Source organism: Paenibacillus durus ATCC 35681 (assembly GCF_000993825.1).
GTDB lineage: Bacteria > Bacillota > Bacilli > Paenibacillales > Paenibacillaceae > Paenibacillus_AQ > Paenibacillus_AQ durus_B.
In genome coordinates, this window is the sequence record NZ_CP011114.1 from 4896845 (window position 1) to 4918897 (window position 22053).

The 22053-nt window shown below is 55.0% G+C and carries 20 protein-coding genes; 15 read left to right on the forward strand and 5 right to left on the reverse strand.

Annotated elements, in window-relative coordinates; all coding sequences use genetic code 11:
• Positions 1-49: 49 nt before the first annotated feature.
• A complete protein-coding gene (locus VK70_RS22910; protein WP_025696527.1) occupies positions 50-1231 on the forward strand; it encodes an acyltransferase in 1182 nt (393 codons plus the stop codon).
• 111 nt (positions 1232-1342) lie between these two features.
• On the opposite strand, the gene gntK is transcribed toward VK70_RS22910, so the two are convergent.
• From gntK to gnd, 4 genes are all read right to left on the reverse strand, one after another.
• Positions 1343-2887, reverse strand: coding sequence for a gluconokinase (gene gntK, locus VK70_RS22915; protein ID WP_046723792.1), 1545 nt, complete (start codon positions 2885-2887; stop codon positions 1343-1345).
• A 118-nt stretch (positions 2888-3005) separates the two neighbouring features.
• Positions 3006-4367 carry a GntT/GntP/DsdX family permease gene (locus VK70_RS22920; RefSeq protein WP_025694504.1) on the reverse strand — a complete coding sequence of 454 codons (1362 nt, stop codon included), beginning with the start codon at positions 4365-4367 and terminating at the stop codon, positions 3006-3008.
• Between the two features lie 164 nt (positions 4368-4531).
• The gene (locus tag VK70_RS22925; RefSeq protein ID WP_025694505.1) at positions 4532-5203 is read right to left on the reverse strand and encodes a GntR family transcriptional regulator; all 672 of its coding nucleotides are present in this window, start codon (positions 5201-5203) and stop codon (positions 4532-4534) included.
• A 132-nt stretch (positions 5204-5335) separates the two neighbouring features.
• Positions 5336-6235, reverse strand: coding sequence for a phosphogluconate dehydrogenase (NAD(+)-dependent, decarboxylating) (gene gnd / locus VK70_RS22930; protein ID WP_025694506.1), 900 nt, complete (start codon positions 6233-6235; stop codon positions 5336-5338).
• A 345-nt stretch (positions 6236-6580) separates the two neighbouring features.
• Between gnd and VK70_RS22935 the strand changes: the two genes are divergently transcribed.
• The 12 genes from VK70_RS22935 to trxB all read left to right on the forward strand — a co-directional run bounded on the left by VK70_RS22935 (position 6581) and on the right by trxB (position 18547).
• Positions 6581-7795 carry an ATP phosphoribosyltransferase regulatory subunit gene (locus VK70_RS22935; RefSeq protein ID WP_025694507.1) on the forward strand — a complete coding sequence of 405 codons (1215 nt, stop codon included), beginning with the start codon at positions 6581-6583 and terminating at the stop codon, positions 7793-7795.
• Between the two features lie 87 nt (positions 7796-7882).
• Positions 7883-8518, forward strand: a complete 636-nt coding sequence (hisG, locus tag VK70_RS22940) for an ATP phosphoribosyltransferase (protein WP_025694508.1) — start codon at positions 7883-7885, stop codon at positions 8516-8518.
• A gap of 202 nt (positions 8519-8720) precedes the next feature.
• A complete protein-coding gene (gene hisD, locus VK70_RS22945; RefSeq protein WP_046723794.1) occupies positions 8721-10028 on the forward strand; it encodes a histidinol dehydrogenase in 1308 nt (435 codons plus the stop codon).
• Positions 10018-10623, forward strand: a complete 606-nt coding sequence (hisB, locus tag VK70_RS22950; RefSeq protein ID WP_036640772.1) for an imidazoleglycerol-phosphate dehydratase HisB — start codon at positions 10018-10020, stop codon at positions 10621-10623. The genes hisD and hisB overlap by 11 nt, the downstream gene beginning before the upstream one ends.
• A gap of 3 nt (positions 10624-10626) precedes the next feature.
• The gene (hisH, locus tag VK70_RS22955; protein WP_025695834.1) at positions 10627-11244 is read left to right on the forward strand and encodes an imidazole glycerol phosphate synthase subunit HisH; all 618 of its coding nucleotides are present in this window, start codon (positions 10627-10629) and stop codon (positions 11242-11244) included.
• A gap of 136 nt (positions 11245-11380) precedes the next feature.
• A complete protein-coding gene (gene hisA, locus VK70_RS22960) occupies positions 11381-12112 on the forward strand; it encodes a 1-(5-phosphoribosyl)-5-[(5-phosphoribosylamino)methylideneamino]imidazole-4-carboxamide isomerase (RefSeq protein WP_025695835.1) in 732 nt (243 codons plus the stop codon).
• A gap of 472 nt (positions 12113-12584) precedes the next feature.
• Positions 12585-13343, forward strand: coding sequence for an imidazole glycerol phosphate synthase subunit HisF (gene hisF / locus VK70_RS22965; protein WP_025695836.1), 759 nt, complete (start codon positions 12585-12587; stop codon positions 13341-13343).
• Complete coding sequence (hisIE, locus tag VK70_RS22970) at positions 13340-14065, forward strand: bifunctional phosphoribosyl-AMP cyclohydrolase/phosphoribosyl-ATP diphosphatase HisIE (protein WP_025695837.1); 726 nt, start codon at positions 13340-13342, stop codon at positions 14063-14065. The genes hisF and hisIE overlap by 4 nt, the downstream gene beginning before the upstream one ends.
• Positions 14066-14083: 18 nt before the next feature.
• A complete protein-coding gene (gene hisJ / locus VK70_RS22975; protein ID WP_025695838.1) occupies positions 14084-14911 on the forward strand; it encodes a histidinol-phosphatase HisJ in 828 nt (275 codons plus the stop codon).
• 24 nt (positions 14912-14935) lie between these two features.
• On the forward strand, positions 14936-15886 hold the full coding sequence (locus VK70_RS22980; protein WP_025695839.1) for a ribose-phosphate diphosphokinase: 951 nt from the start codon (positions 14936-14938) through the stop codon (positions 15884-15886).
• Between the two features lie 215 nt (positions 15887-16101).
• Positions 16102-17484, forward strand: a complete 1383-nt coding sequence (locus tag VK70_RS22985; RefSeq protein WP_025695840.1) for a tetratricopeptide repeat protein — start codon at positions 16102-16104, stop codon at positions 17482-17484.
• A gap of 109 nt (positions 17485-17593) precedes the next feature.
• Positions 17594-18547 (forward strand): thioredoxin-disulfide reductase, encoded by a 954-nt coding sequence (trxB, locus tag VK70_RS22990; RefSeq protein WP_025695841.1) that lies wholly within the window; start codon positions 17594-17596, stop codon positions 18545-18547.
• Between the two features lie 113 nt (positions 18548-18660).
• Here trxB and VK70_RS22995 read toward each other — a convergent pair whose 3' ends face one another.
• A complete protein-coding gene (locus tag VK70_RS22995; RefSeq protein WP_158454085.1) occupies positions 18661-20502 on the reverse strand; it encodes an ABC transporter substrate-binding protein in 1842 nt (613 codons plus the stop codon).
• A gap of 136 nt (positions 20503-20638) precedes the next feature.
• Here VK70_RS22995 and VK70_RS23000 point away from each other — a divergent pair, with 136 nt between their 5' ends.
• Positions 20639-20821, forward strand: coding sequence for a hypothetical protein (locus tag VK70_RS23000; RefSeq protein ID WP_025695843.1), 183 nt, complete (start codon positions 20639-20641; stop codon positions 20819-20821).
• A 244-nt stretch (positions 20822-21065) separates the two neighbouring features.
• Positions 21066-22016 carry an ROK family glucokinase gene (locus VK70_RS23005; RefSeq protein WP_025695844.1) on the forward strand — a complete coding sequence of 317 codons (951 nt, stop codon included), beginning with the start codon at positions 21066-21068 and terminating at the stop codon, positions 22014-22016.
• Positions 22017-22053 lie beyond the last annotated feature (37 nt).

The following is a 22053-nucleotide window of genomic DNA, read 5'->3' on the forward strand; positions in this document are numbered from 1 at the left end:
TCGAAGGAAAATTGTCTTGTATTGGCGGGAGGAGTTACAGGAGGAGAATATGGAACAAAAAGAACGCATTCCGCAGTTGGATATTTTTCGGGCAATCTCCATCCTTGCCGTACTGGCGATCCACGCAACTTCGCGAACGCTTGCGGAAACACTGAATACACCGCTTTTTCACCCGTTTTTGTTCATCAATAAGTTCAGCCAGTTCGCCGTGCCTTCCTTTGTGTTTTTAAGCGGCTTTGTGCTGTTCTACAATTATATCGACCGGCCGCTGACCGGAAAGACACTGGGTAAATTCTACGGCAGAAGACTGCTCTATATTATCGTGCCTTATGTCGTATTCTCGCTGTTTTATTTTGTGCTTAAGCTGTATGCGGGCAATCAGTGGAGCATGGCCCCTCAGGAAATGGCAGTCAAGATGGCTAAATATTTGCTGACCGGTACCGCTTATACGCATTTGTACTACGTTGTTATCATTATCCAGTTCTATGTGCTGTTTCCTTTGCTGCTGTGGTGCCTGCAAAAAAGCCGCCGGTTGGCGGCCTGGGCGCCGCTTATCGGGCTTGCGCTTCAGTGGGGGTTCGTGGTGCTCAACAAGTACATGGTCAATCACGGCTACTGGCACGTGTCCAAAGGAAGTCTGGTGATTACCTATTTCTCGTATTTTCTGCTCGGGGCGGCGATCGCGGTCTTTTATTCTTCGCTGAAGCCGTGGCTCGTTCCGTCACGTGAAGGATTGCGGTCAGGCAAGTGGCTGCTGTGGGCGCTGCTGTGGGTGCTTTGGGTCGCCGCAGGCATCGCTCACGTGGAGCTGTGGAACAGCAATTATACGCAAAAAACAGTGATCAACAGTTTCTGGTTCGAAGGAACGTTGAATGCTCACGCGCTGCTGTCCTGTCTGGTGGTCTTCCAGATTTCCTTTTTGTTATATGGTACGGGACTAAGGCTCTGGTCTAGACTGCTCAGCTCAGTTGGTGCTTTCTCGTTCGGCATTTACCTGGTTCATCCGGCTGTTCTCTATTTATACCGGAAGATCGACTTCCACGGCGGCTATCTTGCCTATGCGCTGGCGATTGCCGGCGGCTGGCTTGCCGCGCTGCTTCTTTCCTGGGTTATTGTGGCGATAGCTTTCCGGTACATCAAGTACGCATGGATTCTATTCGGCTCGGGCCCGAAGCGTCCAATGAGGCAGCCACCGCAGAATCTGCGGCAGGAGTATGGAGCGATGGATTGAATAGAAAAAAAGAAGGGGCGTTCATGGTCACGATGGGTGACTTGAACGCCCCTTTTTGGGTATTTAGTAGATGCCCCTAATGTAGACGACCGGATTTTATTGATATAGAGCTTATTCCCTGGCCTGCTCGCGTTGGAATTTGGCAATCGCCGCATAGTTGCTTTCCAGACTGCGGAACAGCGAGATGAAAATAGGCAGCAATTGCTTGTATACGCCTGAGTCGGCTTTATTCGGCAGATGGCGATGGGTTGTGCCGATCATGCCAAATACGGCGCTCAGGGAATCGATTCGTCCGATCGCGTACAGACCGAGTACGACTGCGCCCAGGCAGGAGCTCTCAAAGCTCTCTGGAACGACAACCTCCTGGTCGAAAATATCGGCCATCATCTGCCGCCACAAGGCGGAGCGGGCAAAACCACCGGTCGCCATAATCCGCTGCGGGCGCCCCATTTGCTCTTCCACCGCCAGCATAACGGTATACAGATTAAAGATGACGCCTTCCAGCACGGAGCGGATCATATGCTCCTTGCGGTGGTTCATGGTGAGTCCGAAGAAGGAGCCTCTGGCATCGGCGTTCCAGAGCGGAGCGCGCTCCCCGGTCAGATAAGGATGGAACAGCAGGCCTTCGCTTCCGGCCGGCACATGTTCGGCAATCCGGGTGAGCACATCATAAGGATCGATGCCAAGCCGCTTGGCCGTCTCCACCTCAGATGCGGCAAATTCGTCCCTAACCCAGCGGAAAAGCATGCCGCCATTGTTGACAGGACCGCCGATAACCCAGTGCTTCTCGGTCAAGGCGTAACAGAAGATCCGTCCTTTCGGATCGACTACCGGTCGATCGGCTACTGTGCGGATCGCTCCGCTCGTGCCGATGGTGGCAGCCACGACGCCCGGCTCAATGGCGCCTACACCGAGATTGGAGAGAACGCCGTCGCTGGCGCCGACGATAAAGGGGGTATCCGGCAAGAGCCCGATTTCTTTGGAAGCTTCCGGCAGCAGTCCGCAGGCGGCATAGGTCGTCGGTACAAGGCGGGACAGGCGGCTTTCATCAATCCCGGCAATATTCAGCGCCTCCTTATCCCATTCGAGCCGCTCCAGATTCATCATGCCGGTGGAAGAGGCGATGGAGTGGTCCACGATATAATCCCCGAATAGCTTAAAGAAGATATATTCCTTGATCGAGATGAATTTATGCGCTTTTTCGAACAGCTCGGGCTGCTCCTCGCGCATCCACATCAGCTTCGTGATCGGGGACATGGGGTGAATCGGCGTGCCTGTGCGCAGATAAAGCTCATGTCCGCCAAGCTCATTCTTCAATCGCAGCGTCTGCTCGGCGCTGCGATTGTCGGCCCATGTAATGCATTTCGTCAGCGGATGGCCGTCCTTGTCAACGGCAATGACGCTGTGCATGGCGGAACTGAACGAGACGAACAGGATATCCTTGGCCTCCACCCCGCTCTGCCGCATAACAGCCGAAAGGGTGTACATAACGGATCGAAAGATTTCCTCGGGGTCCTGCTCGGCAATGGACGGCGAGGGGGTATATAGCGGATATCCGTGATCCGCCTTGGTTACGATGGTCCCGTTCTCTGTGAACAGCACAGACTTGGTGCTCGTTGTCCCCATATCGACACCAATCATATATTGAGTACTCATAACTCAGACCTTCTTTCCAAAAATGATGCGAAGGGGCCGGACTGATTCTCCGCCTCTAAAGAAGAATCAGGGCGACGCCTTCGCAAAGACTTCGGGTAAGTGCTTTCCTTATATTGAATTATATAAAGACGCTCAAAATCAAGATGAAGATGAGCGCAACGACAGACAAGAGGGTTTCCATAACCGTCCAGCTTTTCAAAGTCTGAACGACGGACATGCCGAAGAATTCCTTAATCATCCAGAAGCCGGCGTCATTAACATGCGAGAGGATGAGCGATCCGGCGCCGGTCGCCAGAACGACAAGCTCGATAGGGGCGCCGGAGCTTACAGCAAGAACCGGGGCGACGATTCCGGCCGCCGTCGTCATCGCCACGGTTGCGGAGCCGGTAGCGACGCGGATCAACGCGGCGACAAGCCAGCCGAAGAAGATCAGGTTCACATGGGTCTGCGTTGCAAGCGAAGCGATGGCTCCGCCGACGCCGCTGTCGATCAGCACTTGCTTGAATGCTCCGCCTCCGCCGATAATCAGGATGATTGAAGCGGTCGGCGCGAGACATTCGCTTGTGAAGCGGGAGATATCTTCTTTCTTGAAGCCGCGGGCAAAGCCGAGCGAGAAGAAGGAGAAGACAGCCGAGATCAGTAGGGCAATGACTTCATGCCCGATAAATTTGGCGAATGGCGTAAATACATTTACCGCTTCCGGATCAAGAATGTCGGCAATGGAGCCGATCAGCATCAGAATAACGGGCATCAGGATTGTCAAGAGGGTAATTCCAAAGTTTGGGAGAGTCTTCACGCTTTTGGTGGCAAACTGTTCGGCCAACTCCGTTGGCGGCTGCACCTGAATGCGTTTACCGATAAATTTGCCGAACAGCGGTCCGGCGATCACAGCGGTTGGCAGGCCGACGATTATGGCATACAGGATCGTTTTGCCCAAATTTGCGCCGTAAGCGTCAATGGCAATCATCGGCGCGGGATGCGGCGGCACAAGTCCATGAACTGTGGACAGACCGGCGAGTACCGGAATTCCAATTTGCAGCAGCGACATTTTGGTTTTGCGGGCGACCATGAACACGACCGGAATAAGCAGGATAAGGCCAACTTCAAAGAATACGGGAATCCCGACGACAAAGCCGACGAGCATCATGGCCCAGTGAACCCGTTTTTCTCCGAACCGGTCCACAAGCGTAGTGGCGATGCGCTCGGCGCCGCCGGATTCGGCCATCATTTTCCCAAGCATGGTCCCAAGGCCAATGACGATCGCGATTGTGCCAAGGGTGCCGCCGAGACCGCCGGTAATTGATTTGATCAGTTTCTGATATTCCATACCGGCAAGCAGACCCAGAGCCAGCGCGGAAAGAAGCAGGGTGACGAACGGATTCCATTTGTATTTGGCAATCAGTGCAACCAGAAATACAATAACGAGCAGTGTCCATACCAGCAGCGTCGCATTATGGCTAAGTCCGAACAAACTGTTCATGATAATCCCCCTTTAAGTAGTGGATGCCAAGGTTGTGGAGTGGCATCAGATATTTTCTATTATTTTACTATAGAGCGTTTTCAACAAGCAGTTTTACTCATTGGTATACTTGTCGACAAGAAAAAGCGTACATTAGACAGAGTTCGGCTGATGATTTTTTAAGGTTATGGAAGAGCGTGCCCGAGCGTCAGCATTGAATCGGCAAAATAGTTCTGAACCACCTGGCGGATCGTTTCCGCATTCTGCGACCGCAGTCCTTCAACGATGCTTCGGTGTTTGTCTGCGACCCAATTCATTCGCTCCTCGCCTTCGGCGAAGCCCTGCTCGGTTGTCACCAGGATGACGGTCATAACGATCTGGCGGATGCTGTTCCATAAATGAAGAATCCGGGTATGTCGGGCCTGAAGGATAATCGCCTCGTGAAAAGAAAAATCCTGATAGGCAAATTCCACGTAGTCGTTATATTTGACGGCCAGCTTCATCCGGTCAATCGTCTGCTCAAGCTGCTGTATCAGCGCATCCTGGGGGCTTCCCGCAAGCCGCTGCTGGGCAAAGCTCTCGATAAGATAGCGTACGTCGTATAACTCTTTTACATTCTCAAGATTCAAACCGACAATTACGGCGCCCATCCGTTCCAATCGGATCAATCCCTCGGCGGCCAAAGATTTAAGCGCTTCCCGGACTGGGGAACGGCTGGTTCCGAATTCTTCGGCGATCCGGTTCTCCGAGAGAACCTCTCCAGCTTTAAGTTGTTCATTTATAATTTGAAGCCTCAGCCGGCAGGCGATAGACTCTCCAAGCGAGACACCCTGCAGCCAGGCGGTAGGATACTGCATTTCACACGACTCCTCTGTGGACGATTTTGCTGTATGCCAATATTCGTTATTTACGATAATAGCACACATGCGCATCCGGGTTCTATGTATGAAATGCAGTACTTGGGTTATGCTCCAGCCTCAGGGAGAACGTTACTCCTCTTTTACAACGGCATGGCCGCCAAATTCATTTCGCAGAGCGGCGACTACTTTGCCGTGGAACGTATTCTCCTCAAGTGATCGATAGCGCATCAGCAGGGAAAGCGCGATTACCGGCGTGCTGGCCTCAAGGTCAAGCGCCGTCTGCACCGTCCATTTGCCCTCACCGGAGCTCTGCATGACTCCGCGAATGCCGGAAAGCTTCGGATCTTTGGAAAAAGCGCTTTCGGTAAGCTCCATCAACCAGCCTCGAATAACCGAACCATTCGACCATACCCGGGCAACATCCTCATAGTTAAAGTCGAAGGGGCTCTTCTCCAGAAGCTCAAAGCCTTCGGCGATCGCCTGCATCATCCCGTACTCAATGCCATTATGGATCATTTTTAAAAAGTGGCCGCTGCCGCTTGGACCGGCGTACAAATATCCATTCTCCACGGCAAGGTCACGGAATAGCGGTTCGATGGTGCCGAATATCTCGGGATTGCCTCCGATCATGAAGCAGGCGCCATGGGCCGCGCCCTCGGTTCCGCCTGAAGTTCCTGCGTCGAAAAAGTGAATGCCGGACTCGCCCAGCTTCTCAGCTCTGGCAATGGAATCCTTGTAATGGGAGTTACCTCCTTCGATGACAATGTCTCCTTCATCCAGCAGACCGGAAAGAGTATTCACAACGCCGTCGACAGGTGCCCCTGCGGGAACCATTACCCATAGGATGCGCGGGCGAGGAAGCTGTGCGGTAAGTTCGGCTATGCCGGGGGCCGCGATGGCTCCAAGCCCTTCAAGCTGGCGGACAGGATCCGGATTGAGATCGCTTACGATAACCTCATGACCATGGTTCAACAGATTCAAAGTCAGGTTGTAGCCCATCTTGCCGAGTCCTATTAGACCCAATTTCATCTCTAATCACCCCTTTAACCGTTTTCATTAATTCAAGTATACTGGTATACAACTTCTGTTTGTATCATACGCCCGAGGCAAAAATTTGTAAAGAGGAATTTGTAAGCGATTACTGGTATTCTTTTTTTAAATAGATGAGTCGGTCGAAAAAAAGATATAATGGAAACTATAATAAGGGCACAATAGTCGATTTAAAGGCTGTAATTGACGAAAAATAACCTGTCATGGTACGATATTAGAAATGCTTTACTTTACTACCACTTTACCATAGTAAAGAATGGTGTGAGCCTTTTAAACAATATCTATTGCTTTGATTTTCTAATAACCGATGAGGTGAATTTCAATATGTCCAAACCGAAGGGCTTTGAGAAGCCCATTGGCTTCCGGGACTATCTCCCGCATGCCGTGAGCAAATTGCGCAAAATTGAGAATGATGTACTGAATTGCATGGGCCAATGGGGCTATCGCCAGATTATGACGCCTACACTGGAATATTACGATACGGTTGGGGTTGCCAGCTCTACCTCGGACCAGAAGCTGTATAAGCTGCTGAACAATCGCGGCCAGGCGTTGGTGCTGCGTTCGGAGATGACGGCTCCGGTGGCCCGCGTTGTCTCTTCGCTGCTTAAGGACGAACCGCTGCCGCTGCGTTTGTCCTACCATGCCAATGTTTTTCGGGCGATAGAGGAGGAGGCCGGACGCGAGGCTGAGTTTTATCAGACCGGTGTCGAGCTGGTGGGCGACGATTCTCCGGAAGCCGATGCGGAGGTTGTGGCTCTGGCCATTGCTTCGCTGCAGGCGGCGGGAGTGGGAACGTTCAAGATCGCCATCGGCCATGTCGGCTTCCTGAACGGACTGTTCCAGGAGGTGGCTCCGGGGCTGCCGGAAGTGCAGGAGGAGCTTAAGAGCCATTTGCTGGGCCGCGATTATGTCGCTTTCCGTGATGCACTCGGCCGGCTGAGCCTGACCGAAGAGCAAAAAGAAGAGATGGACGGGCTGCTGCGGCTGCGCGGCGGCAAGGAAATCTGCGGTCAGGCGCTGGAGCTTAGCCGGCATCCGCTCGCCCGCGCCTCGATTGAGCATCTGTGCAAGGTGTGGGAGGTACTGGAGGCTTATGAAGTATCCCAGCATGTGCTGATCGATCTGACCATGGTCGGAGATTTCACTTATTATACGGGTATGACGTTCGAAGGCTATGCCGCCGAACTCGGGTTCCCGGTTTGCAGTGGCGGACGTTACGACAATCTGCTGCAGCAGTTCGGACGGTCGGTTCCTTCAACGGGCTTCTCACTGAAGACGAATCGTATTCTTGACGGCGTCAGGGGAACGGAAGAGAGACAAGAGCTGCCGACTCTTGTTCAATATGATGTATTGCGGCGCAAGGAAGGACTGAAGGAGTCGATACGGCTGCGGGCCGAAGGCCATGTCGTGGTAACCCGGCTGGTATCGGAGCCCGGAGACCTAACAACAGCCGATACTGAGGCCGGGACGGGTACAGCGGACGGCAAGCGGTATAGGGAGATTTACACATTTGTATCATTTGTAAAAGAGCGCAGCTGAGATTGACGGCGTTCAGCCGTAACGGATAGAGGCGTGAAGCTTAACCATTATATATTAAAAAAACAACTGAAAGGCGGACATAAGCAAATGGCGCAGATACTTAAAGTGGCTATGCCCAAGGGCCGCATTTATGACAAGGCGGCGGAGCTGTTCCGCGCTGCGGGACTGCCGATTCCTCCGGAGGGCGAGGCATCACGCAAGCTGGTCATTCCGCTGCCTGAAGCGGGGATGGAATTTATTTTGGCGAAGCCGGTGGATGTACCCACCTATGTGGAGTACGGAGCGGCGGATATCGGCATCGTCGGCAAGGATGTTCTGCTGGAGGAGAACCGGGATGTGTACGAGCTGCTGGACCTTGGTATCGCCCGCTGCCGGATGTCGATCATCGGATTGCCGAACTGGGAGCCGGGTATTCACCAGCGCGTGGCGACGAAGTACCCGAATGTCGCTTCACGGTATTTCCGGGAGCAGGGCCAGCAGGTTGAGGTCATCAAGCTGAACGGGTCTATAGAGCTGGCGCCGCTGATCGGGCTTGCCGAACGGATCGTCGATATGGTGGAGACGGGGCAGACCTTGCGCGAGAACGGACTGGTCGAGCAGCAAAGCATCTTCGGGATTACAAGCAGGCTTGTAGCCAATCGGGTCAGCTACCGGATGAAAAATGCGGAAATCCAGCAGCTGTGCGACCGGCTGCAGAGCGTTATTGCTGAACCGGCCCGGTAATTGCGTTAATACGTATGCTGTTCCGGCGTACGTTATGGACGTAATGACAGTTTGGCAGCCGGGTCACAGCTGAATGCGGCAATAAGCGGCTGCTGTCAGGCGGCCATAACCTGGTATATTTTTCAGAAGGACCGAAGAAATGAGAGGCGTAAAGCGGGTGGCCAAGGGAGGGCAATCCGGCGATATATAAGGAGGAAAACCAGTGAAGGTGCAATCCAGCAGGGATTTCAAGCTGCAGCGGGATGTCGATTACGGTACCCCAGAGCAGAATAAGGCCGTTAAGCAAATTGTGGCCGACATCAAACAGGAGGGCGACGCCGCCCTTTTCCGCTATACGGAAAAATTCGACGGAGCTCGGCTCAGCCGTGACAATGTACGGGTAACCCAGGAGGAGCTTCAAGCCGCTTACGAGCATGTTGAAGAATCTTTTGTCTCGGCGATCCGGGCCGCAGCGGACAACATCCGCGCCTTCCATGCCAGACAGAAGCGCAACTCCTGGATGGATCTACAGCCCGATGGCACGATTCTCGGGCAGATTATCCGGCCGCTGCAGCGCGTGGGCGTATATGTTCCCGGAGGCAAGGCATCCTATCCTTCCTCCGTGCTGATGAACGTGATTCCCGCCCAGATCGCGGGAGTGCCGGAGATCGTGATGGTAACGCCGCCGGCAACAGGCGGGAAGGAAGGCATCGACCCGTACATTCTGGTCGCCGCCGCCGAGGCTGGCGTGAATGAAATCTACCGTGTCGGCGGCGCCCAGGCGGTAGCCGCGCTGGCCTTTGGCACGGAGTCGATAGCCCCGGTCGATAAAATCTGCGGACCGGGCAATATTTACGTCGCGCTGGCCAAGCGCGAGGTGTACGGCGCCGTCGATATCGACAGCATCGCCGGACCGAGCGAGATTGTCGTGCTGGCGGATGACACCGCCGAACCTGCCTATATCGCCGCTGACCTCTTGTCGCAGGCGGAGCATGACGAGATGGCTTCGGCTATTCTCGTAACGGCTTCGCAGGCGCTGGCCGAGGCGGTCGCCGCCGAGGTGGAGCGGCAGCTTCGGGAGCTGCCGCGTGAGGCAATCGCCCGGGCCTCTGTGGAAAATTACGGCGCCATTATCGTAGTGGAGACGCTGGAAGAAGGGATTTCCGTAGTCAACCGGCTGGCGCCGGAGCATCTGGAAATCGTGGCACAGGACCCGATGGCGCTGACCGGGGCGGTCCAGAACGCCGGGGCGATTTTCCTCGGGCCTTATAGCTCGGAGCCGGTAGGCGATTATTTTGCCGGACCGAACCATATTATTCCAACTAACGGAACGGCGCGGTTCTCGTCGCCGGTGGACGTGGACGATTTCATTAAGAAATCGAGCCTGATTTATTACAGCAAAGAGGCGCTCTTGCGCGACGGCAAGACGATCATTGAACTGGCTCGCCGCGAAGGGCTGGAGGCTCATGCCAGAGCGGTGGAAATCAGACTGGAGAACGAAGCGAAGGGTGGAGAAGCGGATGGAGAATAACGGGCAGCAAGCCAGGCAGGCGGGTCTTTCCCGCAAAACGAACGAAACGGACATTAAGCTGTCGCTGACAGTGGATGGAAGCGGTCAGGCGGAGCTTGAGACGGATGTCCCTTTTCTGAACCATATGCTCGATCTGTTCACGAAGCACGGCCAGTTCGATCTGTCTGTCCAGGCGCGCGGCGATATCGAGATTGACGATCACCACACGGTGGAGGATATCGGCATCTGTCTCGGCCAGGCTCTGCGCGAAGCGCTCGGCGATAAGAAGGGCATCAAGCGCTATGCGAGCGTATTTGTGCCGATGGACGAAGCGCTGGCGCAGGTCATTATCGATATCAGCAACCGTCCGCATTTTGAATACCGGGCGGAGTATCCTTCCCAGCAGGTGGGCAGCTTCTCAACCGAGATGGTGCATGAATTCCTGTGGAAATTTGCGCTGGAAGCGCGGCTGACCCTGCATGTCATCGTGCATTACGGCTTCAATACGCATCACATGATCGAGGCGGTATTTAAGGCGCTCGGACGTGCGGTGGACGAGGCGACAGCGATTGATCCCCGGGTGAAAGGCGTTCCATCCACGAAAGGAGTGCTGTAGCCCATGACCGTTGCTATCGTCGATTACGGGATCGGCAACCTGCACAGCGTCAGCAAGGCGATTGAGCGTTTGGGTCATGAGCCGCTTGTGACCGGGGAAGCCAGTGAGATTCTGGCTGCGGACCGCGTTATTCTGCCCGGCGTCGGCGCGTTCGGAGACGCGATGGATCATCTGCGGCAGAGCGGACTGGATAAGGTTGTAAAAGAGGTTGCTGCTGCGGGACGGCAGCCGCTGCTTGGGATCTGTCTCGGCATGCAGCTTCTGTTTACCCGAGGCGAGGAATACGGCAGCCATGAGGGGCTTGATCTTCTGCCGGGAACAGTGGTGCGCTTCGAGCCGAGAGAAGGCTATAAAGTGCCGCATATGGGCTGGAACAAGCTGCAGTACCTTCAGCCGGAGAACCCGCTGCTCAAGGGGCTGAAGGAGGGACATGTCTATTTTGTTCACTCTTATCATGCGCTGGTCGAGCAGAAAAGCGATTTGCTGGCCGTGACGGATTACGGACACCCGGTTACAGCCATCGTTGGGCGGGGCAATGTATTCGGCATGCAGTTTCATCCCGAGAAGAGCGGGGAGCTGGGAAGGAAGCTGCTTGAGCAGTTTTTGAAGCTGGAAATTTAGCGGGGCGGGGTACTGCCTCATGAAGCATGCGGCTTTGTGCGTCTTAGGCATCCTGGGCAGGAGGTTCAGAGAGCCAGGGCGTGCGGCCGCGTCAAATTGACATGATTTTAGCAAGGAGAAAGCGGGGAACGGCGAAATGTCTTCTTTTATCATATATCCGGCGATTGATATCCGGAACGGAAAATGTGTCAGGCTGCTGCAGGGCGATTATAATCAGGAAACGGTTTATGGCGACAGTCCGCTCGCTATGGCCAAATCATGGGAAGAGCAGGGCGGAGAGTTCATTCATCTTGTCGACCTGGACGGCGCGAAAGCCGGGCATCCCGTCAATGTCGATATTATCGGATCCATCGCCGCTGGCGTTAACGTGCCGGTTCAGGTTGGCGGGGGGCTGCGCACGCTGGAGGACGTGGAGAAGCTGCTGTCGCTCGGCGTCAGCCGCGTCATCATCGGCACCGCTGCCATCAATGACCGGGAGTTTACCGAAACCGTATTGGCAAAATACGGTGATAAAGTCGCGATCGGCATCGATGCGCGGGACGGCTATGTTGCCACTCACGGCTGGCTGAACACGTCCGAGGTGCTGGCTACGGATTTGGCGAAGGAGCTCGCGTCTAAGGGCGCGGAAACGTTTATCTACACGGATATTTCCCGCGACGGAATGATGCAGGGCCCGAACGTGGAGGGCATTCTCGCCATGGCGCAGGCCAGCGGCAAGAGCGTCATCGCCTCCGGCGGAGTCACCGTTCAGGACGATCTGCTTCGCCTCAGCGCGCATAAGAACAGCGGTATCGGCGGAGCCATCGTTGGTAAGGCGCTGTATACCGGCAACATCAAGCTTGCCGAAGCTTTGGCCGCTTTGAAGTAAGCCTGGCCCGAGGGCCAGAGCCGCGGCACGCGAGGGTTTAGGGTTTTGAAGGTTGTGTCGCAGGCGGAGCGAAGCCCGCCGCCCCGAAGGGGCCAAGACCGCGGCACGCGAAAGTTTTAAGGGGTTTAAGCTTTTGAGCAGGCGGAGCGGAGCCGCCGCCCCGAAGGGGCCAGAAGCGCGGCACGCGAAGGTTATAAGAGGTTTAAGCTTTTGAGCAGGCGGGGCAAGCCCGCCGCCCCGGAGGGGCCAAGACCGCGACACGCGAAGGTTTAGGGTCTGAAGTTTTTGCCCTTTACAGCAGGAGCGCCGCAGTCCAAGCGGTCCCACAGGGATAAGCGGTCGCACCACAAAAATAAACTAAGCAGCGCCTTCGCCCCTGACCCCGCCAAACTTCCGGGTGTCCAGAGGGCGGAGCCCTTGGGGTCCCCCTTGGCTAAGGGGGATTTAGGGGGATCGAAAAAGGAGGATAATCATGCTGGCCAAACGCATCATACCCTGCCTGGACGTTAAGGACGGCCGGGTAGTAAAAGGCGTTAACTTTGTAAACCTGCGGGATGCCGGCGATCCGGTGGAGCTCGCGGCGATTTACGACCGGGAAGGCGCGGATGAGCTGGTGTTCCTGGATATTTCCGCATCGGTGGAAGGCCGGGCGACGATGGTTGAGGTCGTGCGCCGGACGGCGGGCGAAATTTCCATCCCGTTCACCGTAGGAGGGGGAATATCGGCCCCCGAGCATATGAAGACGATCTTACGGGCCGGAGCCGACAAGATCGGCATCAACACGGCCGCTGTAAACAATCCGCAGTTGATTCTCGAAGGAGCGCGGCGGTTCGGCTCCCAATGTATTGTAGTGGCGGTAGATGCCAAATATAATGAAGCTTGGGGCGAGTGGGAAGTGTACACCCACGGCGGACGCAAGCCTTCCGGAATCAAGGCGCTGGAGTGGGTGAAGGAGGCCGAGAGGCTGGGAGCGGGCGAGATTTTGCTTACCAGCATGGATGCCGACGGTACCAAGGACGGCTTTGATATAAAACTCACATCTGCTGTCAGTGATCTGGTGGATATTCCGGTGATCGCGTCGGGCGGAGCGGGAAAGATTGAGCATTTTTACGATGTGTTCACTGCGGGCAAGGCGGATGCCGGGCTTGCGGCGACCATTTTTCATTATAAGGAAATTGGGATCGGCGACTTGAAGGCCGACTTAAAACAAAAGGGTGTGGAGATCCGATGAACGAACAGCAAAATAATGCGACAACTGAGCAGCAGGAAATTTTGGAAGGAATACGCTGGAATGAAGCCGGGCTTCTTCCGGCTATCGTGCAGGACGACACTACCCTGGAAGTGCTTATGTTCGCTTACATGAACCCGGAATCGCTGAAGCTGTCTCTGGAGAGCGGACAGACCTGGTTCTGGAGCCGTTCACGGGGGGAGCTGTGGCATAAAGGCGGTACTTCGGGCAATACACAGGCAATTACCTCGATTCACTACGATTGTGACAGCGACACTCTGCTTGTGAAGGTCAAACCGGAAGGACCGGCCTGCCATACAGGCAAGGTTTCATGCTTTTACCGTGAGTTTCCGCTCGGGAGCAAAGCTGGGGCAGCCAAACCGCAGACGGATGAATTATATAGCGGCGGCAGCAAGTCAACCGAGGCCCGCTTTGCCGTGCTGGCTGAACTGGAGCGTGTTATCGCGGAGAGAGAGGTGGAGCGTCCGGAAGGAGCCTACACTACGTATCTGTTCGACAAAGGCGTTGACAAGATCCTGAAGAAGGTCGGCGAAGAGACGGCGGAAACGATTATCGCGGCCAAAAACAAGGACAATGCCGAGCTCCGGCTCGAAGTCAGCGATCTGATCTACCATTTGCTCGTCCTGCTGCAGGAGCGCAAGCTTCCGCTCGACGACATAATGGCCGAGCTGAGCGCGCGCCACGAGCGGCCCCGCCGCGATTAGTACAGAAGGGAGCCTCCCATGCATATCGATTATCACACCCATCACGAGCGCTGCGGACATGCCGTAGGCAAGCTCGAAGATTACGTTCGCCGGGGCATCGAACTCGGCCTTAAGCAGCTCGGTCTGTCGGATCATCTGCCGCTGATTCATGTCGATCCGGCGCAGTATTATCCGGAGATGGCTATGCCGCTTGAGGAGCTTCCCCGCTATGTCGAGGAATGTCTGGCCCTGAAGGAGCGTTACCGGGGAGTCATCGATATCCGGGTAGGGCTTGAAGCTGATTATATCGAAGGCTATGAAGAGGAGATCCGCGAACTGCTCGCTCCTTACCCTTGGGATTACCTGATCGGCTCGGTGCATTTTCTCGGCGAGTGGGATATTACCGATTTCCGGCAGGTTCACGGCTGGGAAGGCCAAGATCCCCTTGCGGTCTACCGGCGCTATTATCAAGCGATAAGCATGGCTGCATCTTCGGGGATTTACGATATAATAGGGCATATGGATGTTATCAAAAGATTCGGCTACGGACCGGATACACCAGAAGGGCAGGCGGAAGTGAAGGAGCTTGAGCTGAGCGCGCTGCGGAGAATAGCGGATGCGGGAATCGCGATGGAACTGAACGCCTCCGGCCTGTTCAAGCCGTGTGCCGAGATGTTCCCGGCTCCGCATGTGCTGAAGCAAGCTCTTGAGCTTGGCATCCCGCTGACGCTGGGCTCGGACGCCCATGATCCGGCGAAGCTTGGTGAAGGCCTTGCGGAGGCTCGCAAGCTGCTTTGGGATACGGGATTCCGTGAACTCGCGGTGTTTGATGGCCGCCGCCGGGAAATGGTCTCTTTTGAAGGATAATGAATATAAATTAAGGAGGGCGCTATGCAGCACCATACATTGCGTATTTTTTCCGGGTCGTCCAATCCGAAGCTGGCTGCGGATATTGCCTCAAGGCTTGGCGCGGAGCTGGGGAAGATTAAGCTGACCCGCTTCAAGAGTGGCGAGATTTATGTGCATTACGAAGAAAGCATCCGGAATTGCGATGTCTTTTTGGTGCAATCTCTCTCCCATCCCATCAATGAGCTGTTTGTCGAGCTATTGGTAATGATTGACGCCGCGAAACGGGCGTCGGCGCGAACGGTAAATATTATCGTTCCGTACTACGGCTATGCCCGTCAGGAGCGCAAGTCGGCACCTAGAGAGCCAATCTCCGCCAAAATGGTTGCAGATGTGCTTACGACAGCCGGCGCGACGCGCGTACTTACCCTCGATCTGCATGCGGCGGCGATCCAGGGCTTCTTCAATATCCCGGTGGATCACCTGACGGCGCTTGATCTGATCAGCGGGTATCTGAAGGCAAAGAATTTGCCCGATGTAGTGGTGGTATCGCCCGATGCCGGTCGCGCTTCCACGGCCGAGAAGCTGGCAAGCAAGCTGGACTCGCCGTTCGCCATTATGATTAAGAAGCGTCCGGCCCATAACGAATCGGTCATAACCCACGTCATTGGCGATGTGGAGGGACGGACTCCGGTCATTATCGAAGACCTGATCGATACGGGAACCACCATTGTTAACGTTGTTGAAGGATTGAAGGAGAGAGGGGCAAAGAACAGCATCGTCTGCGCCACGCATGGATTGTTCTCCGGTCCGGCGATCGAACGGCTGGATCACCCCGGAATTGAGGAAGTGGTGGTAACCGATTCCATCGAGCTGCCTGCTGACCATTCCAGCCGCTTCACCGTTCTCTCGGTCGCTCCAATGCTGGCGAGGGCCATAAGCATTATTATCGAGGGCGGTTCTATCGACAAACTGTTTGGAGACGCGGGAATATAACATTCCCCCGTCTTTTTTTATCTCCAGAATAAAATAGGATACGGTTTCAGGCCTCCCGTTCAACTTGAAAACCCCTTTCGGTTTTATGGTATACTGTGTGGAGACAGCCGGGGCCAACACTGGAAACGGCAAACGTGAAGTTTGGAGAATCGCTTGCAAAGCGCATCTTCTGTTGGAAAGAGGGTTAGGGAGCTTACAAGGAGGTGCCAGCTTCCATGATAGAAAAGATTTCAGAGATCGATGGCGGGACAGGAAACGTTATCCCCGTCGCTCTGAACGCTAATTTTTTCTTTGAAAGAGCCGTCCGTTCGCTGGATCGCTTTCAATATGAAAAAGCACTGAAAAATTTCCGCAAAGCGGTTGAATATGAACCGGATAATCCGGTTAATCATTGCAATATGGCGGGTATATTGTCGGAGATGGGGGATTACGAGGCGTCTAACGCCATTCTGGCCCATGTACTGGAGCAGGTGGACCCCTCCATGACGGAATGCCATTTTTATATGGCCAATAACTTCGCCAATATGGAAAACTTTGAGGAGGCCGAGCGCTCGCTCGTGACGTATCTTGAGGAGGATGCGAACGGCGAATTCCTCGCGGAATCGGAGGAGCTGATGGAGCTGCTGCACTACGAGCTCGACCGTCCCGTTTCGCTGAACCGGATCCGCAGCCGGGAAGGGGCGGTCGAACATGACCGTGCCCGGAGCTTGCTGGAAGAAGGAAAATTTCCGGAGGCGGTTCGTCTCTTGGAACAGATCACCGAGGGAACGCCCGATTTTTTGGCGGCGCATAATAATTTGGCTTTGGCGCATTTTTATATGGGCCGGTTTGCCAAAGCGAAGGAATGTATTGCGCGGGTGCTGGAGAAGGAGCCGGGCAATTTGCATGCGCTCTGCAATCTGGCGATTTTCCTGCAGTACGAAGGGGATCGGAGCACGCTGGATGGGCTGCTGCAGATGCTGGAGGTGACCGTTCCATTCCACCGGGAGCATGTCTTCAAGCTTGCGACGACGATGGGGATTCTGGGACGGCACAGAGCGGCTTATGGTCATTTCCGCCGTCTGCTGAAAGACGAAGAGATCAGCGGTGACGCCGGGCTGTATCATTACTGCGCAGCCGCGGCTTGCAACAGCGGACTGCGGCTGGAGGCCGAGCGCTGCTGGAGGCAGGCCGCCAAGCTCGACCCGGAGTCGGAGGTGCCCCGGTTCTTCTTGAACCAGCTGCATCAGTCGACGGCGGAGGGTTCGGAACTGCCGGCCGTCAGCTATAACTATCAGCTCCCATTTCAGGAGCAGCTTAAGCTGTGGAAGGCCAACAAGGGCAGCTTTGCGGAGCAGGTTAGAGTAAATCCGCTGCTGCGTTCGTCCTTTTTCTGGGCGCTGCGATACGGAGATGCCAGCTTGAAGCGCCAGGTCACCGAAGCGCTGACATGGATCGGCGACGAGGAGATGGCGGGAGCCCTCAAGGAACTGCTTAGCGAGCCGGTACAGGACGGAAAGCAGGAAGAGTCGGGTCTTCTCCGCCTGCAGAAGCTTATCGGTATGGAGGCGGACAAGGAACAACGCCCCGAAGGAAAAGAGAGGCTTCCCCGCGGCTAGTACTCCGGGTGAGGAGCCCCGGGGCCGTCCCCTTTGGACATAATAGGGATAACAAGCTTGGCATACAGCCAAACTTTATAATAATCCGTTTGCGAGGAGGGCACTTAAGATGTATAAATCGATTGTAATCGGAACAGGTCCAGCCGGTCTGACCGCCGCTATTTATCTGGCGCGTGCGAATTTGAACCCGCTGGTGATTGAAGGCCTGCAGCCGGGCGGACAGCTGACAACGACGACCGAAGTGGAGAACTTCCCTGGATTCCCCGAAGGTATTCTCGGACCGGATCTTATGGACAATATGCGCAAGCAAGCGGAACGCTTCGGGGCCGAATTCAAGAGCGTCTGGGTAGAGTCCGTCGATTTCTCGCAGCGGCCCTTTAAAGTGAATGTGGATGGGCTTGGCGTACTGGAAGCGGAAACGGTTATTATCTCGACGGGCGCTTCCGCCAGGTATCTCGGAATCCCTGGAGAGCAGGACAATGTGGGACGCGGCGTCAGCACCTGCGCTACCTGCGACGGCTTCTTCTTTCGCGGGAAAAATATCATTGTCGTCGGAGGCGGCGACTCCGCGATGGAGGAAGCGGGCTTCCTGACACGGTTTGCAAGCAATGTTACGCTGGTGCACCGCCGCGAAGAGCTGCGGGCGTCCAAGATTATGCAGGACCGCGCAAAAGAAAACAGCAAAGTTTCATGGGCGCTGAATCGCACTCCGCTGGAAGTTGTGACTGGCGAGACCGGAGTGAAAGGACTGCTTGTCCGCGATAACGAGAGCGGTAAGGAAGAACTCATTGAAGCCGCGGGGGTCTTCGTGGCGATTGGCCACACGCCAAACACCGCTTTCCTTGGCGGCCAGATTACAACTGACGCGAACGGCTATATCGTGGTCCGTCCGGGCACAACAGAGACGAACATCCCCGGTGTATTTGCCTGCGGCGACGTTCAGGATACCCGGTACCGTCAGGCCATTTCAGCGGCTGGTTCGGGCTGTATGGCGGCGATGGACGCCGAGAAGTATCTTGAAGGCTCGATGGTGCATGACTGGAGCGAGACACTGGATAAATAATAAGACCAGGAGCCTTAAAGCGGAGCTAGTCCGAAAGTAGGAGGAGCCAAGCTTCACCCTGAAACGGGGAGCTTGGCTTTTTGCGTGAAATCATGCTGCCCAAAGCCTATTTCCTATGCAAGGGAATGCGGCTGGAACCAGACGGTGCGGAAGTCGAGCCAGCCGCATGAATTCAGATTGATTCCCTGGATGGAGGAATGGAACCGGGTGTTACTCTTCTTGTGAAGCAGAAAAAGAACGCCGTACGATTGGCGCAGCAGCTCCTCCAGTTCATAGAGTCTGCGCCAGCGGCTGTCCGGGTCGGAGTCGGACATCACCGCGCGAGCCGAAGCTTCTACAGTCTCCCTCATGCCGTCCGGCAGGGCTGAAGGAAAAAATCCTTTTTGCAAGTATAATTCCAAATCCTGGATTTCATCCTTGCCGAGAACGACCTCATATAGCTGGCAATCATCCTCTGGCGAAAATCCCGGACCGGCCATATCCTCCGCCTTGCGCACCTTAATTTCCATGCGGATGCCGAAATCGCAGCAGCGCTGCTGAATCCACTGTGCGTCGGTGACATGGCGGATGCGGGTCGACAACAGTATCGTCTCTCCCCGATAACCGCTTTGCTCTAATAGCCGGTAAATTTCCGCCGCATCCGGCGCCGTTTCCTTTCGAGTACCAAGGTCTGCGGCTTCGCTGCGCTGAATGCGGAATCCCCGCGCCGGATAAATACGGTTCTCCCCGAGATCGGCGATCATCTGCTTACGGTCAATGATCAGATCAAGCGCCCGCCGGAAGGCGAGGCTGCTCTGGGGTCCTTCCTTGCGCTGGTTAAAGACCAGCATGCTGCAGCCCGGAGAAATCGTCTCCACCTCACGCCATTCGGCATCCGGGCCGGCGCTTTTTCGCAAATATCCATTATAGACGTTCTGCTCCGTGCAGGAGGCATAGGACCAGTCCGGCTCCTTCAGCATCCCTGCATCCTGCTCGGACAGGTGTATGATTTCGACCCGGTCGATGTGCGGCCTGCCCCGGAAATGGGATGAAAAAGCCTCCAATACGCAGATGCTTTCATCATGCCGGACCAGCTTGAACGCCCCGGTCCCCACCGGCTGTCTCATAAAGGCGGCTTCATCGGCCCCGCAGAGGTCTGCGGGAAGGATGGAGGACGCTTTGACGGAAAGAAGGTGGAGAAAGAGATAATTGGGTTCTGTGAGCGTAATGTGGACTGTTTTGCGGTCAAGCATGCGGATATCGGATATTCCCGTAAACATCCAGCTCTGCCCATAGCGCTCCGGATTCAGCCGCAGCCGGTCGAAGGTATAGATGACATCCTGAGCCGTCACTTCCCTGCCGTGATGGAAGCTTACGCCTTTTCTCAGGTGGATGATCCATTCGCTGCAGTCGGGCGAGCTTTCCCAGAAATGGGCAATGGAAGGCCGAAAGGTTTCGCTAATCGGATCGAAATCGACCAGCGTATCGTAAATATGCCCGATAATATGCGAGTCGAAAGCAAAATAAATCGAAGCGGGGTCAAGCGTTACAATAGAGCGCTGCACGGGGAACCGGAGCGTATCCAGCACGGTGCCGGTACCCAAGGTCCGGGTAAAGCCCATGCCGCCTGAGAGCCATTCCAGGAATCCGTTCTTTACCTGCGCGGACTCACCGAAGCGGTCGATCAGTTCAAGCGCCCCTTTGACATCGCCTTTTTTCGTTTGGGCTATGGCTTCTTCAAGCAATATATCCTGCGCGTCGGCGAGAAAAGTGAGCATAGAGGAATTCCCCCGCCCAAGCCCGGGCTGCCAGCTAATCCATCCAAGATCGGAAAGCTTGCGGAGGACGATCTTAACGTTGCGCGGTGTACAGTGCCATATTTCGGTCAGCGTCTGAACCGTGGCGGGAAAGGGAATATTCAGTTCGCGGTCGGCGTAAGACGATCGAAGCTCGAAGAATTGCAGAGCGGCCAGCAAAGGGCAAACCTCCTTCATTCAGCAAAAAAAGGTGAAGCGGATAATTCGGATTATACCCTTTTTACCCCTTTTGGAAAAGGTATACTAAAAATAACATCCGGATGTGAGATACGGCAAAGAAAGGGGCAGGATCATTGTGACTGTGATTCATCCTGCAATAGCGGAAATGCTGATGGAGAAGAACCGGGAAGAGCTTGAATGTCTGGCGGATAGACAGTGGAGAATACAGGCTGCCGAGAACGTTAAGAGCAGGCAATTGAAGCGAGAGAGAGGGACCCTATGGTCCTTGGCTTTAAAAAGAATTAGCAGAATGTTGTGATGCGTTAAGACGGCGCATACGGCCCGTCCAGCATCGAATGGGGTATCGACGACACCACCCACAGGAAAATGAGGATGACGAATAATATCCTGACGGCCTTTTTTCCTTTTGACCACAACTCCAAGAACTTTCGGCGGCGCATCCTACCCGGGTGTGCCGTCTTGCCTTGACCGCAGGGAAGGCTTCTATTATAGTGGGTATCGTGGGATTTACTATTTTAGCATAGGAAAAGGTGGCTTGTTACATGTCGGAAAATATCTACGTAGGCGTGGATTTGGGCGGAACCGCCATTAAGGTGGGCATCTGTGATAGTGAAGGCCATTTGCTGCATACCTATGAAGGGCCTACCGGAACTGAGATCGGTGTCGATACTGTCATTGACAACATCGAGAAATATGTTCGTCAGATTGTGGCTGATTCGCCATATGAATGGGACCAGCTAGCCGGTGTTGGAGCGGGAGTCGCCGGTTTCACGAACATTCGTGAAGGCATCATTATTCTTGCGCCTAACATTGGATTCAGAGACGTGCCGATCCGCGCCATTCTGGAGAGTCGATTGAACAAGCCGGTCAAAGTAGATAACGACGCCAATGTGGCGGCGCTTGGAGAAGCCTGGAGCGGAGCCGGGCGTGGCGTGGACAACTGTGTCTGCTACACGCTGGGAACGGGCGTCGGCGGCGGCATTATTATTAACGGCAAAGTTTATCAAGGTTTCTCCGGTCTTGCCGGGGAGCTCGGCCATATTTGCGTCGTTCCCGATTTGGAAGCGATCCAATGCGGATGCGGGAAGATGGGTTGTTTGGAAACGGTTTCCTCGGCAACGGGCATCATTCGGATGGCAAATGACGCGGTAGCGCGGGGCGACCGGACGACGCTGTCCGCAGTAGAGAAAATCGCTGCGAAGGAAGTGTTCGATGCGGCTAAGGCCGGTGACGAAGTAGCGCTGCGGATCGTGAACCGGGCGGCATTTTACCTTGGCAAATCTATGGCGGCAGTCGCGGCAGTGCTGAACCCCGAAGTCTTTATTATCGGCGGCGGCGTGTCCAAAGCCGGTGAAATTCTGTTCGAAGAAATCCGCCGTGTATACGCTCAGGTTACGCCTGAACCGCTGCAGAAGGATGTAAAGATCATTTCCGCACAGCTCGGCAACGATGCAGGCATTGTCGGCGCTGCCGGTCTTTTGCTGCGTTCTTAAGAAACGGAAACGGAAAATTATTCATACACTAATTCTA